An 11,867-nucleotide genomic window follows, 5' to 3' on the forward strand; every position below is an offset into this window, starting at 1 on the left:
TCGATATATAACACCATATTGAGCTTGTTTAGCATACGTACCGGAAATACAAATGAAAGGAGTATCAACCTTGGCTATTAAACACTTTTTAAAACCTTTGCTATTAAGCGGCGCTTTAGCAGCTGTTTTAACCGGTTGTCAGCTTACACAACCGAGCTTACCCGCCATTAGCGATAGCGGCACTAAACAACTCGGGCACGTTGTTTGGCACGACTTAGTAACACCCGACCTAAAGCAATCACAAACTTTCTATCAAGCTGTATTCGATTGGCAGTTCCGAGCTGTTAATGATGATTACGTTTTAGTCAGTACAAATGGGCAAGTCATTGCTGGTATGGCTAAGTTAGATAACAAACAAAATAATAGCCACTGGCTTGCACTCGTGTCAGTTGCTGATGTTGATAGCGTGATCAATGCCACTCGCTCAGCAGGTGGTAAAACCTTAATTGGTAAAACAACGATTACAGGACGAGGAGATATTGCGGTACTTGAAGATCCACAAGGTGCTTTATTCTCTGTCATTAACACGATCAATGGCGATCCAAGCCTAACCATAAATAACAATAGTTGGATCTGGCAAGAAGTATGGAGTGATGATCCCGCTGCCAGCAGCGCATTTTATCAGCAGCTTGCAGGGTATAGCACGGCACAGAAAACACTGTTTGGAGCCAACTATTCGTTCTTAAAAATAAACAGCAGCCCTGCTTTTGGATTTGTAAAAAAACCAGACACTGAAATAGGTAATACGTGGGTTAACTATATTAAGGTAGCTGATGTTGATGCAACGATATTAAAAGTAACGGCCGCAGGCGGACAAGTGCTAATGGCCCCTAATGATGCAGTCCGTAATGGTACTGTTGCAATAATTCGTGATCCAGCAGGCGCTGGTTTAGTGATTCAGGAGACTACAAAATGAAAAAGCGATTAATAAAAATAGCCAGCATAAGCGCCATGACTCTTTTATTAGCTTCATGCAGCCCCTACGCAAGTTTAAATGTAAGCGCCCCTTTTAAAGTAGGCCCTGTGTACGTAAACCCAAGCATTGGGGTGGGTGGTTCATTGTAAGAATCAAGCTGGACTTGCGCTGAAGATATCAGCCAGAACACGGCTGATGTTTATGGTAATTCATAAAAAGCAAAAAGCCAGTAACATGACTGTTACTGGCTTTTCTAATATGGTGCGGTTGGGGGGACTTGAACCCCCACGCCCGAAAGCACTACCCCCTCAAGGTAGCGTGTCTACCAATTCCACCACAACCGCATTTTTTAAGCTTTCGCTAAATTGTTAAACTCAATGATTTATCTGAGGAGTATAAATCGTTTAACTATACCTTTTTCAAGTATTAATTTGGTACGTCAGATTGCTCTTTAGTTGATGTTACTGGAACATCATCAGCTGCAGGAGTGACTGTTTCAACTACCGGCGCTGCTTCTAGGTTTTCCCACTCATCAGTCTTTTTGATCTGACCTGCAGTTAAGTTACCTAATACAATGCTTAGCACAAAGAAAACACTGGCTAAGATAGTCGTTGTTTTAGTCATAAAGTTACCAGCACCAGATGAACCGAATACAGTTCCTGAGGCTCCAGCACCAAATGATGACCCCATATCTGCGCCTTTACCTTGTTGAATTAAAACCATACCAACAAGTGCTAAAGCGACAACTAAATAAACTACTAATAAAATTTCGTACATCTTATACGGTCCTTTTTGCACTATTGCAGATTGCAGTGAATGAATCTGCTTTTAGACTAGCACCGCCAATCAGGCCGCCGTCTATATCTGGTTGTGCAAATAATAATTCGCTATTTTTTTCATTCACGCTGCCACCGTAAAGAATGGTCAGCCCTTGTGCTAAATCACTATCTAAAGAAGCAATTTTATCACGGATAAATTTGTGCACATGCTGTGCTTGTTCAGGCGATGCAGTCTTACCTGTGCCAATGGCCCAAACGGGCTCGTATGCTACCACAGAATCTTTCAGTGCTGCTAGACCTAATTTATTAATTACTGCATCAATTTGTGCAGCAACGACTAATTCAGTTTGACCTTGTTCACGCTCTTGCTCACTTTCGCCTACACATAAAACAGGTGTTAAACCTACTTGCTGTGCACGTGCAAACTTAGCTGCCACAATGTCATTACTTTCGCCATATATACTACGGCGTTCAGAATGGCCAACTAATGTATATTCGCCACCTAAATCTTTAATTAATTGCGCATCAACTTCACCAGTAAATGCACCCGGTTCATTTTCAGAAACCGTTTGCGCTCCTGTTGCTACCCCGGTTGCCGTTAGCATTGGTAACAATGGATATGGTGGAAACACCACAACGTTGATCTCATCTGATTTTACGTTGTTGATTGCCTCAGATAATTGCTGTACTAACTCTTTAGAGCCGTTCATTTTCCAATTGCCTGCGACCATCGGCTTGCGTATTGCCATTTTTCCACTCCATATTAGAAAGCGGGCGAGATAGTAACTCGACTCGCCCAAAGTTACAAGAGGTTATTGTTATTAATCAGTTTGTTTGCTCATAGATTCGACAACTGCAGCAATTTTTTGTGCATTATCAAGTACTACTTTCTCTTCTTCGGCTTCAACCATGACACGAACAACCGGTTCAGTACCCGATTTACGTAATAATACACGGCCTTTTCCTGCAAGTTGCTCTTCTACTTGAGCAACTGCAGCAATAACTGCTGGGGCTTGTGTTGGATCAGTGCCTGCCTTATAACGCACATTAATCATCTTCATCGGGTATTTTACAAAGCCTGCACCTAAATCTTTAAGTGTGCGATTTTGTGCAACCATTGCAGCGAGTACTTGCAGACTTGAAATAATGCCGTCACCAGTACTTATCAGATCAAGGTTTAATACGTGACCAGAACTTTCGCCGCCAATCTTCCAACCTTTTTCTTGTAATAGTTCCATTACATAACGATCACCCACTTTACTACGAGCAAACTCAATGCCTTTTGCTTTGAGTGCATTTTCAAGGCCCATATTTGACATTACAGTTCCAACAACGCCACCACCTAGCATGTCATCGTTCGCTGCTTGGCAGGCAATAATGTAAACAATATCGTCGCCGTCAAATACACGCCCATTGTGATCAACCATCATTACGCGGTCCCCATCACCGTCGTAGGCAATACCGACGTCCGCGTTATGCTCTAATACTTTACGTTTTAGTGCATCAACATGAGTAGCACCACACTCTAGGTTGATATTTACGCCATTAGGCTCGCATGCATGACAAATTATCTCAGCGCCCAGCTCGCGCATCACTGAAGGTGCTATATGGTAGGTTGCACCATTAGCGCAATCTAAAACTATTTTTAAGCCTTCTAACGATAAGCCTTGTGGGAACTGGCTTTTACAAAATTCAATATAGCGACCATCAGCACTTTCTAAACGACGAGCCTTACCCAATTTGTCAGACGCTACACACGTCATTGGCTCATCAAGCATCGCTTCAATTTGTTGTTCAACTTCATCAGCTAATTTTAAGCCTCGACCACAAAAGAACTTAATGCCATTATCATGATAAGGGTTATGAGAAGCACTGATCACAATACCCGCTTCAGCACGGAAGGTCTGCGTTAAATATGCAACAGCCGGTGTTGGCATAGGACCAAGTAATACCACATCAATACCTGCAGCAATTAATCCTGCCTCAAGTGAGGTTTCTAACATATAGCCTGAAATACGGGTATCTTTGCCTATGATGACTTTTTTAGTGCCATTTTGTGACAAGACTCGACCTGCCGCCCAGCCTAACTTAAGTGCAAATTCAGGGGTAATTGGGTATTCACCCACCATGCCACGTACACCATCGGTGCCAAAATATTTTCTTTCACTCATTGTTTAATTCCTTGTTCGCACGCTTGCCATACGCCAAGCACATCTGCGGTTTCTTTTACATCATGTACACGAATAATTTTTGCGCCGTTTTGCGCTGCTATTAATGCCCCTGCCAAACTTCCAGCAAGGCGTTCGTTTGTTTGTCTATTTAATAAGTTGCCAATCATTGACTTGCGCGAGAGCCCTGCCAGAACGGGTAAACCAAAGTGGTTAAATTCATCAAATCGTGCCAGTAATTGGTAGTTATGGCTGAGAGTTTTACCAAAGCCAAATCCGGGGTCTAGAATAAGTTGCCGCCGCTGAATCCCCGCTGTTTCGCATGCTTTGATCCGCTGCGCAAAAAAATCATTTACTTCACGGAATAAATCATCATACTGAGGAGCTGTCTGCATACTACGTGGCTGCCCTTGCATATGCATTAAGCACACAGCAACATCAGGGTGCTGTGCAACCGTTGCCAGCGCATTTGGCTCTTGAAGTGCACGTACATCATTAACTATATCTGCACCCGCGAAAATGGCTTGACGCATTACTTCACTTTTACTGGTATCAATCGAAATGATGCAATTATTAACGGTACTGTCACTGTGGCTACGAATTGCCTCAATTGCAGGGATAACTCTGGCTAATTCATCATCCAGACTTACATCTGGCGCGCCTGGACGCGTTGATTCACCGCCAATATCGAGTATGGTAGCGCCGTCGGCTAATAAGGTTTGAGCTTTTATGACAGCGCTGTCTGTTTGATAGTAGCGACCGCCGTCTGAGAAAGAATCAGGAGTGACATTTAAAATCCCCATTATGACTGGGGTAGTGAGGTGTAAACTGCGACCTCTTGGTAAATCAACTGTGGTCATCTATCACCTTCAATACATCCATTGCATTGATATTTATACTTTATTTATTCTGTAACAAAAAAGCCCCGACAATCGGGGCTTTTCGTTCTGCTATTTTAACTGTTATTCAGCTTTATCATCAAGATTTGTTTCATCTTTTTGAGCTGATTTGTCGTCTTTTTCAACAACCGGCTGCACTTTTGTCTCTTCAACGACAGGTTTTTTATCTGACGTATCACGACGGTCATGAGCATCGCGTGGCTCACGCACTGGCTGACGAGCCATTAGATCGTCAATTTGCTTCGCATCAATTGTTTCATATTTCATTAATGCATCTTTCATAGCATGTAAGATATCAATATGATCTTTTAAGATTTGCTCGGCACGCTGATAGTTTCGATCTGATAGCAAACGCACTTCCGCATCAATTTCTTTAGCCGTTTCATCTGACATGCTCATAGCACGGCTACTACCGCCGCCCATGTACATCTCATTTTGGTCTTCAGTGTACATTAACGGACCTAACTTCTCACTAAGGCCCCACTGAGTAACCATTTTACGGGCAATATCTGTTGCTCGTTCAATATCGTTACTTGCACCTGTAGTGACTTTATCTTCACCGTAAATAAGCGCTTCCGCGATTCGACCACCGTATAAACTTGAAATCATAGACTCCAATAGTTCTTTAGAGTGACTAACACGGTCTTGCTCAGGTAAGTACATAGTCACACCAAGAGCACGGCCACGTGGAATAATTGATACTTTATAAACAGGATCATGTTCCGGCACGATGCGACCAACGATTGCGTGACCTGCTTCATGGTACGCAGTCATTTCTTTTTCTTTCTCGCTCATCACCATGGTTTTGCGTTCGGCACCCATCATGATTTTATCTTTAGCGGCATCAAATTCAGCCATGCTAACAACACGCTTATTACCACGTGCAGCATAAAGCGCAGCTTCATTAACTAAGTTTGCTAAATCAGCGCCAGAGAAACCGGGTGTACCACGCGCAATAACTGAGGCTTCAACGTTGTCACCTAATGGTACTTTACGCATATGTACTTTAAGGATTTGTTCACGACCACGAATATCAGGTAAACCCACCACAACTTGACGGTCAAAACGACCAGGGCGAAGTAGCGCTGGATCAAGTACATCAGGACGGTTAGTCGCGGCAATCACGATAATCCCTTCGTTACCTTCAAAGCCATCCATCTCAACTAGCATTTGGTTAAGTGTTTGCTCACGCTCGTCGTGACCACCACCCATACCAGCGCCACGTTTGCGGCCAACAGCATCAATTTCATCGATAAAGATAATACACGGCGCTGCTTTTTTCGCTTGTTCGAACATATCACGAACACGCGATGCACCAACACCTACAAACATTTCTACGAAATCAGAACCTGATATAGTAAAGAATGGGACTTTCGCTTCACCAGCAACGGCTTTAGCAAGCAAAGTTTTACCAGTACCTGGAGGACCTACCATCAGTACGCCTTTAGGAATACTGCCACCGAGTTTTTGAAACTTAGATGGGTCACGTAAGAAATCAACCAGCTCTGTGACGTCTTCTTTTGCTTCATCGCAACCTGCTACATCGGCAAAGGTGGTTTTAATTTGGTCTTCGCTCATTAGTCGCGCTTTACTCTTACCAAACGACATGGCTCCTTTGCCACCACCGCCTTGCATTTGGCGCATGAAGAAAATCCATACCCCAATCAGTAATAACATCGGGAACCATGAAATTAAGATGCTAGCCAAGAACGATTGCTCTTCAGGTTTAACACCTTTTACATCCGCACCATTTTTTATTAAATCGTTGAGAATGTATTCATCATAAATAGGCATGATGGTTTGAAAACGCTCACCATTTGATTTTACGCCTGTGATCGTACCTGTGGTTCTATCCATTGATACGTCTTGTATAGAGCCACTACGAGCCTCTTTTACAAATTGACTGTAACTAGTTTGACGATCTGCTTGATCGCCGCCATTAAAGCTCTGAAACACTGACATTAGCACAACTGCAATGACCAGCCAGAGTATTAGATTTTTCGCCATATCGCTCAAGGGGTTAACCTCTTGTATCCAATTAATTTAAATTCAACTAAACGCCTGACAACTGTACTACAGTTTGTAGCCTGTCGCTACTATATATACTTCACGCGATCGTGCACGCGAGGCGTCGGGTTTACGGATTTTTACAGTTTTAAAGCTATCACGCACTGTTTTTAAGAACTCATCAAAGCCTTCACCTTGGAATACTTTAACCACAAATGCACCATTTTTCTTTAAAACTTGACTACACATATCTAATGCTAATTCCACTAAATACATACTGCCAGCTTGGTCAACTGAGCTATTACCACTCATATTCGGTGCCATATCAGAGAGCACCACATCAACATTCTTACCATCAATGCGATTTAATAACGCATCTAAAACAGCTTCTTCTCGGAAATCTCCTTGTAAAAAATCAACGCCGGCCAGTGAGTCCATAGGCAAAATATCACAAGCAATAACTTGCCCTTTATCGCCTACTTTCTCAGCTAAATACTGTGACCAGCTTCCAGGGGCAGCTCCCAAATCAACCACCGTCATGGCTGGGCGTAGTAATTTATCTTTATTTTGGATCTCGTCGAGTTTAAAAATCGCACGAGAACGCCAACCTTTCTTTTGTGCCTCGTGAACATAAGGATCATCAAAATGTTCCTTCAACCATCGCTGTGAACTGGCCGAAAGTTTTTTATTCGTCATAAATTAACACGCAACTAATTAGTAATATTCTTTAGATGGCGTTAGAATACCCTTAATTCAAGCCATATTCAGCAAAATTTGTAACAACATGAAATTATCGAACAAACAAAAGCAGTTTTTAAAAGGTCAAGCACACTCTCTAAAACCTGTTGTACTACTAGGTTCTAACGGTTTAACCGAGGGTGTATTAGTTGAAATTCAAAGCGCCTTAGAAATTCACGAACTTATCAAGGTAAAAGTACCAACAGATGATCGTGAAACTAAAGCCCTGATTTTTGAAGCTATTATTCGTGAGACGGGTGCTGAGAAATTACAGTCAATCGGTCACACACTTGTACTTTATCGCCAAAGTGAAGAAAAGAAAATTCAATTACCACGTAATTAATTATTTCTCCATTTGCAAAAAAACCAGCTTTCGCTGGTTTTTTTATGTCTGCGCTTAGCTACCAATAAATTGTAAAGAAATATATTGAGGTGCTTAAAAATTCATCTTCAAACTTCTTAACTGATAGCCTTGTTCCGCTTTTTGTAAGATAAAATAGCGATCAAATTCAGTTTCTGGCATTTTTTCAACAGGCACTTGCGCTATTAACTGCGCTAATTCTGGGGTGGTATTACTGTGCCCCACAATAACCACGATGCCGCTTTGGGCAAGTACCGTTTTTGTAAATTGAGCTAAATCACCTGGCTTATACGTGTTAACACTCAGGCCAAAATATTCTGCCAAAGGAGCGGCGGTCTCAATCGTACGATTATAATCTGTGCTATAGATGGAGCTTGGTTTTACCTCACCAAACAAATTGAACAAGCGCTCGGCTCTTTGCCTACCGGCCTCTGAAAGAGGTGGGTTTTTACCTGCTAACTTTTCACTATGGCGAAATAAAAAAATAGCGTCGGGTGCTGCGCTTATGTTAGCTGCAAATAAAAAGAGTAAACTTGCTAAAACATAATTCATTTATTTTCCTCTTGATACGCCGTAACTTGCTGCGCACGTTTGTAAGCTAATGCGCGATCAATAAACTCTGTGGTTAATTCATTAATAAGGCCAGTTTCGGCATTGAGGATCAAACTAAAGCCTATATTTAAGTGCGGAATTACAACGAGGTCGCTACGATACCCCTGTACCCAACCACTATGATAATAAAGCGTTTCGTTGTCATAATCATACACTCGCCACCCTAAACCATAATAGGCTTCAGTAAGATGTTTTTTCCATACTCTACGGCGTAACTCTTTTTTAGTATGTGTGTAAGGTCTTGTTTGCGTAGCTAACTCGTCGCTTGATAAGACGGTTGGAAAATAGCCTAATTGGGCTTTTAACCATATAGCCATATCACTCGCACTGGCATTAACCCCTGCGGCTGGCAGTACTTTATAATAATTTTTTTTCAATTTAGCGGTATGCCAACGTTTTCGTCCTCTTACATGGGGATAGGCATAGTTATCATCAATTACCATGGCTGCGTAGCCTAGGCTGGCATCTTTCATACGCAGCGGCGAGAAGATAAACTCATTTAGCCACCGCGAATAATCCATCTGTGTACTGGCTTGGATCACTTCATCAATTAGGCTAAACATCACATTTTGATAACCATAACATTGCCCTGGCTGACAAATTGGCTTAACACTTAGCAACTTTTCAACAATATCAGGGTAACTCATTCTTGACTCAATTAGATTGTCATACGCATTTGGCACCAATCCACTAGAGTGACTCAATAAATGAAAGATTTTTAAATCATTTTTATATCCAGTATTGATAAAGGCAGGGATGTACTTACTTACCGGATCATCTAAAGAAAATTTGCCTTCAACAGCTAGCTTTGCACTAAGTGAGCCTGCAAATGTTTTAGAAACCGATGCTAAACGAAATCGAGTATGCGCATTAACTGGTAACCCTTTATTCAGCTTTGTAACACCAAAACCCTGCACATAGCTCTGATCTGGGCCATTAACAATCGATAAAGCAGCCCCTGGGATCCCCTTACTTTTTAACTTATGTTCAAGATGTTGATTATAATCTTTGATGAGTTCACGCCACTGTTGATCATCGGCATAAACCAGTGTCGGGAATAACACTAAACAGACAAGTAAAGAAAAAGCATATATAAACGGTACTAGGGTCTTCATTATTTTATTATTTTAATCTAAATTAAGACGTTTGTGGCTTCATAATACCATGAAGTTTTACTAAGACTAACGTACAATATCGTGATTATTGAGTTTTTAAAGGGTTTTACAGTGTTTATTCGTTATTTATCAATTGTATTTTTCACTTTCATTACAACAGCCTGTGTGACTGCGCCCCCCCCTGCTGCGCCTTTAGAAATGCCAGTCAAACCGCAATTAAAAAGCCAAAGCTATCAAGTTTCTTATGAAACGGAGCACGCTTCACCAAAAGTAAAATCTGTACAATTACCTGCCCATAAAATAACGCGTAATCAAACAGTGAAAGTCGTTGCTGATAAAGCGAGTGTGACAGATACTTTGTTCCAACAAATTACCGATGCATTAACAACGATGAATCTGCGCGTAATTGACCAAGGTGATAGTGATTACACACTTGCTATACACCAGTTAGAACTTAACTTTATCGAAGATACTAAATATAAAATTCAGCCACCGGTAAAACCCTATGCTTTATTTGATAACGTTGCCCAGCTATACCCTATTCAACAGTGCGCAACAATCAATGGTGAAGTTAGCATGCGACTTATTCATCGAGCCTCTGGTGATGTTGTGTGGTTTGGTAAGTCATCAATTGATAGCGCCAGTTTTCACCGTGAGCCACTCATCTATAGCTTTAGTGAAGAGCAAGTAATTAGTAATGAGTTAGAGGTAGCCACATTTGTCCATCAACAAAACACTGACCAAGCACGTTTAGCACGAGCAACTCAAGAAGTTGATATCCCTAAATATAAAACAATATCAAAAATGACCAGTTTAACGAAACTGCAAGGACCGTGTAATCGTACTGAAGTGAGTGCCCTAACGCCGATGATGCACTATTATTTGAGCAGTATTTTGATCGATAAAATTAAAGTACATTGAGCCAATGTTTAGATAACCACTACTGGCTACAATTTTTTACAGTTCAAGGGTACTCTTTGACAATATAATACAAGTTAATAACTGCTTAATTAATTTTGGATCATTGATGCAACGTAACCTACTCCCCCTACAGAAACTACTGTTATTATTGATCTGTGTGGGTGTATGGAGTACTGATAGTCATGCGAGTAACCGTTATTATGCCGATAATACCTTAGAGCCAACGTCAGGTTTCGCATGGGACTGGAGTGCTGGAACGGGCTATTACATTGAAGATTCTTATTTAGTTGGCATGGACTCGTACAGTGATGGTCTAGAACTTGATATTAACCTTGCCGTTTCCTACGAACGTTTTTACTTAGATATTGACCACAGCCAACTAAGCGGCGGTATTATTATTGGTTATAGCATAATCAATAAATATGATTGGGATCTTGATATTCTGGGCACTAATGTGCAAGCCGGATTTGATGAAACCGGACTCGACTTTTATAATACCGGGGTTGTACCAGAGCTAAAAGGAATACGTAGCCGTAAATATGATTTTGATACCGGCCTGCGACTCACCCGCCGTTTTGAAAACTCGCAAATTTCTTTCGAATATTTACATGATATTTCCAATGCACATAACGGTTGGGTCATAAATAGCTTTTTTAGCCATATCTTACCTTGGCAAAATTGGGAATTTCGTACAGGTGTTGGCTTAAGTGCTTACTCGGCTGATTTTACCAACTATTATTTTGGCATCACTGCAGATGAAGCAACCGCAACACGCCCCGTTTATCAAACGGATGATGCCGCTGTCAGTTTTATTTTTGAGTTTCATGCTGAATACCCACTAAATCAACATTGGGTGTTTCTTGGCGGCTGGCTATCTACTTGGTTTTCGGATGAAATAACCAACAGCCCTATCGTTTCACAAGGCTATCAGCACAAAGCCATGGTAGGCGTGCGTTATGTATTTTAAAGCTTCCGCCATCATCTGCTTATTACTAAGCGCTAAGCCAGTATTAGCCAATGATGAGCAGACTCAAGACTCGTCATTAATTGCTTTGCCCGATACCTGTGTAGCGCTGCGTGAGGGACGCAACTGTTATGCTGATATTGAGTTAAACTGGCAACAGGACGACATAGGTAACTACTGCTTACGTGACGCCACCTCTAAGCATATAATGCAATGTTGGCTCAGGCAAAAAAGTGGTCAACTAAATTATGCTTTTGACTCAGTTGAAAGTATTTCATTTGAATTAATTAACAGTGATAACGGTAAAACCATTGCTACAACACAAGTACAGTTGCAATGGGTTTATCAAAATCGCCAAAAGAAACGCCGCTGGCGCCTTTTTTAAAA

Annotated in this window: 14 protein-coding genes and 1 tRNA gene; 6 read left to right on the forward strand and 9 right to left on the reverse strand. The window is 41.5% G+C overall.

The features are described from left to right. Positions 1-52 precede the first annotated feature (52 nt). Both CWB85_RS02775 and CWB85_RS22455 read left to right on the forward strand, forming a co-directional pair. Positions 53-916, forward strand: coding sequence for a VOC family protein (locus tag CWB85_RS02775; protein ID WP_244389575.1), 864 nt, complete (start codon positions 53-55; stop codon positions 914-916). Then, positions 913-1,065 carry a hypothetical protein gene (locus CWB85_RS22455; protein ID WP_016707967.1) on the forward strand — a complete coding sequence of 51 codons (153 nt, stop codon included), beginning with the start codon at positions 913-915 and terminating at the stop codon, positions 1,063-1,065. The genes CWB85_RS02775 and CWB85_RS22455 overlap by 4 nt, the downstream gene beginning before the upstream one ends. A gap of 110 nt (positions 1,066-1,175) precedes the next feature. On the opposite strand, the gene CWB85_RS02780 is transcribed toward CWB85_RS22455, so the two are convergent. From CWB85_RS02780 to rlmE, 7 genes are all read right to left on the reverse strand, one after another. Further along, positions 1,176-1,260, reverse strand: a tRNA-Leu gene (locus CWB85_RS02780). 82 nt (positions 1,261-1,342) lie between these two features. Continuing rightward, positions 1,343-1,693 carry a preprotein translocase subunit SecG gene (gene secG, locus CWB85_RS02785; protein WP_016707968.1) on the reverse strand — a complete coding sequence of 117 codons (351 nt, stop codon included), beginning with the start codon at positions 1,691-1,693 and terminating at the stop codon, positions 1,343-1,345. Position 1,694: 1 nt separating this feature from the next. After that, complete coding sequence (gene tpiA / locus CWB85_RS02790; RefSeq protein WP_016707969.1) at positions 1,695-2,444, reverse strand: triose-phosphate isomerase; 750 nt, start codon at positions 2,442-2,444, stop codon at positions 1,695-1,697. A gap of 72 nt (positions 2,445-2,516) precedes the next feature. After that, the gene (gene glmM / locus CWB85_RS02795) at positions 2,517-3,866 is read right to left on the reverse strand and encodes a phosphoglucosamine mutase (protein WP_016707970.1); all 1,350 of its coding nucleotides are present in this window, start codon (positions 3,864-3,866) and stop codon (positions 2,517-2,519) included. Beyond that, positions 3,863-4,723, reverse strand: coding sequence for a dihydropteroate synthase (gene folP / locus CWB85_RS02800; RefSeq protein WP_138554050.1), 861 nt, complete (start codon positions 4,721-4,723; stop codon positions 3,863-3,865). The genes glmM and folP overlap by 4 nt, the downstream gene beginning before the upstream one ends. A gap of 102 nt (positions 4,724-4,825) precedes the next feature. Next, positions 4,826-6,769: an ATP-dependent zinc metalloprotease FtsH gene (gene ftsH / locus CWB85_RS02805; RefSeq protein WP_016707972.1), complete on the reverse strand. Its 1,944-nt coding sequence runs from the start codon at positions 6,767-6,769 to the stop codon at positions 4,826-4,828. A gap of 66 nt (positions 6,770-6,835) precedes the next feature. Continuing rightward, on the reverse strand, positions 6,836-7,465 hold the full coding sequence (gene rlmE / locus CWB85_RS02810) for a 23S rRNA (uridine(2552)-2'-O)-methyltransferase RlmE (protein ID WP_016707973.1): 630 nt from the start codon (positions 7,463-7,465) through the stop codon (positions 6,836-6,838). An 88-nt stretch (positions 7,466-7,553) separates the two neighbouring features. On the opposite strand from rlmE, the gene yhbY reads away from it, so the two are divergent. Next, on the forward strand, positions 7,554-7,850 hold the full coding sequence (yhbY, locus tag CWB85_RS02815; protein ID WP_016707974.1) for a ribosome assembly RNA-binding protein YhbY: 297 nt from the start codon (positions 7,554-7,556) through the stop codon (positions 7,848-7,850). A gap of 93 nt (positions 7,851-7,943) precedes the next feature. Here the strand turns inward: yhbY and CWB85_RS02820 are convergent, their stop codons facing one another. Together CWB85_RS02820 and CWB85_RS02825 are read right to left on the reverse strand one after the other, a co-directional pair. Beyond that, on the reverse strand, positions 7,944-8,420 hold the full coding sequence (locus CWB85_RS02820) for a SixA phosphatase family protein (RefSeq protein ID WP_138554051.1): 477 nt from the start codon (positions 8,418-8,420) through the stop codon (positions 7,944-7,946). Continuing rightward, positions 8,417-9,595, reverse strand: a complete 1,179-nt coding sequence (locus tag CWB85_RS02825) for a serine hydrolase domain-containing protein (protein WP_016707976.1) — start codon at positions 9,593-9,595, stop codon at positions 8,417-8,419. The genes CWB85_RS02820 and CWB85_RS02825 overlap by 4 nt, the downstream gene beginning before the upstream one ends. A 117-nt stretch (positions 9,596-9,712) precedes the next feature. Here CWB85_RS02825 and CWB85_RS02830 point away from each other — a divergent pair, with 117 nt between their 5' ends. The 3 genes from CWB85_RS02830 (at position 9,713) to CWB85_RS02840 (ending at position 11,865) form a co-directional block, all read left to right on the forward strand. Continuing rightward, on the forward strand, positions 9,713-10,516 hold the full coding sequence (locus CWB85_RS02830) for a hypothetical protein (protein ID WP_029216082.1): 804 nt from the start codon (positions 9,713-9,715) through the stop codon (positions 10,514-10,516). A gap of 106 nt (positions 10,517-10,622) precedes the next feature. Beyond that, a complete protein-coding gene (locus CWB85_RS02835) occupies positions 10,623-11,483 on the forward strand; it encodes a MipA/OmpV family protein (RefSeq protein WP_016707978.1) in 861 nt (286 codons plus the stop codon). Then, a complete protein-coding gene (locus CWB85_RS02840) occupies positions 11,473-11,865 on the forward strand; it encodes a DUF3019 domain-containing protein (protein ID WP_016707979.1) in 393 nt (130 codons plus the stop codon). Before CWB85_RS02835 ends, CWB85_RS02840 begins: the two co-directional genes overlap by 11 nt. Positions 11,866-11,867 lie beyond the last annotated feature (2 nt).

The sequence above is a fragment of the Pseudoalteromonas sp. S1727 genome (assembly GCF_005886375.1).
GTDB classification, from domain to species: domain Bacteria; phylum Pseudomonadota; class Gammaproteobacteria; order Enterobacterales; family Alteromonadaceae; genus Pseudoalteromonas; species Pseudoalteromonas haloplanktis.

Excerpts from the sequence above, each read along its gene's own strand:
- glmM (WP_016707970.1), bottom strand. The coding sequence starts at position 3,866 with ATGAGTGAAAGAAAATATTTTGGCACCGATGGTGTACGTGGCATGGTG.
- CWB85_RS02775 (WP_244389575.1), top strand. The coding sequence starts at position 53 with ATGAAAGGAGTATCAACCTTGGCTATTAAACACTTTTTAAAACCTTTG.
- tpiA (WP_016707969.1), bottom strand. The coding sequence starts at position 2,444 with ATGGCAATACGCAAGCCGATGGTCGCAGGCAATTGGAAAATGAACGGC.
- CWB85_RS02835 (WP_016707978.1), top strand. The coding sequence starts at position 10,623 with ATGCAACGTAACCTACTCCCCCTACAGAAACTACTGTTATTATTGATC.
- CWB85_RS02820 (WP_138554051.1), bottom strand. The coding sequence starts at position 8,420 with ATGAATTATGTTTTAGCAAGTTTACTCTTTTTATTTGCAGCTAACATA.
- ftsH (WP_016707972.1), bottom strand. The coding sequence starts at position 6,769 with ATGGCGAAAAATCTAATACTCTGGCTGGTCATTGCAGTTGTGCTAATG.
- CWB85_RS22455 (WP_016707967.1), top strand. The coding sequence starts at position 913 with ATGAAAAAGCGATTAATAAAAATAGCCAGCATAAGCGCCATGACTCTT.
- CWB85_RS02840 (WP_016707979.1), top strand. The coding sequence starts at position 11,473 with ATGTATTTTAAAGCTTCCGCCATCATCTGCTTATTACTAAGCGCTAAG.
- CWB85_RS02825 (WP_016707976.1), bottom strand. The coding sequence starts at position 9,595 with ATGAAGACCCTAGTACCGTTTATATATGCTTTTTCTTTACTTGTCTGT.
- rlmE (WP_016707973.1), bottom strand. The coding sequence starts at position 7,465 with ATGACGAATAAAAAACTTTCGGCCAGTTCACAGCGATGGTTGAAGGAA.
- secG (WP_016707968.1), bottom strand. The coding sequence starts at position 1,693 with ATGTACGAAATTTTATTAGTAGTTTATTTAGTTGTCGCTTTAGCACTT.
- yhbY (WP_016707974.1), top strand. The coding sequence starts at position 7,554 with ATGAAATTATCGAACAAACAAAAGCAGTTTTTAAAAGGTCAAGCACAC.
- folP (WP_138554050.1), bottom strand. The coding sequence starts at position 4,723 with ATGACCACAGTTGATTTACCAAGAGGTCGCAGTTTACACCTCACTACC.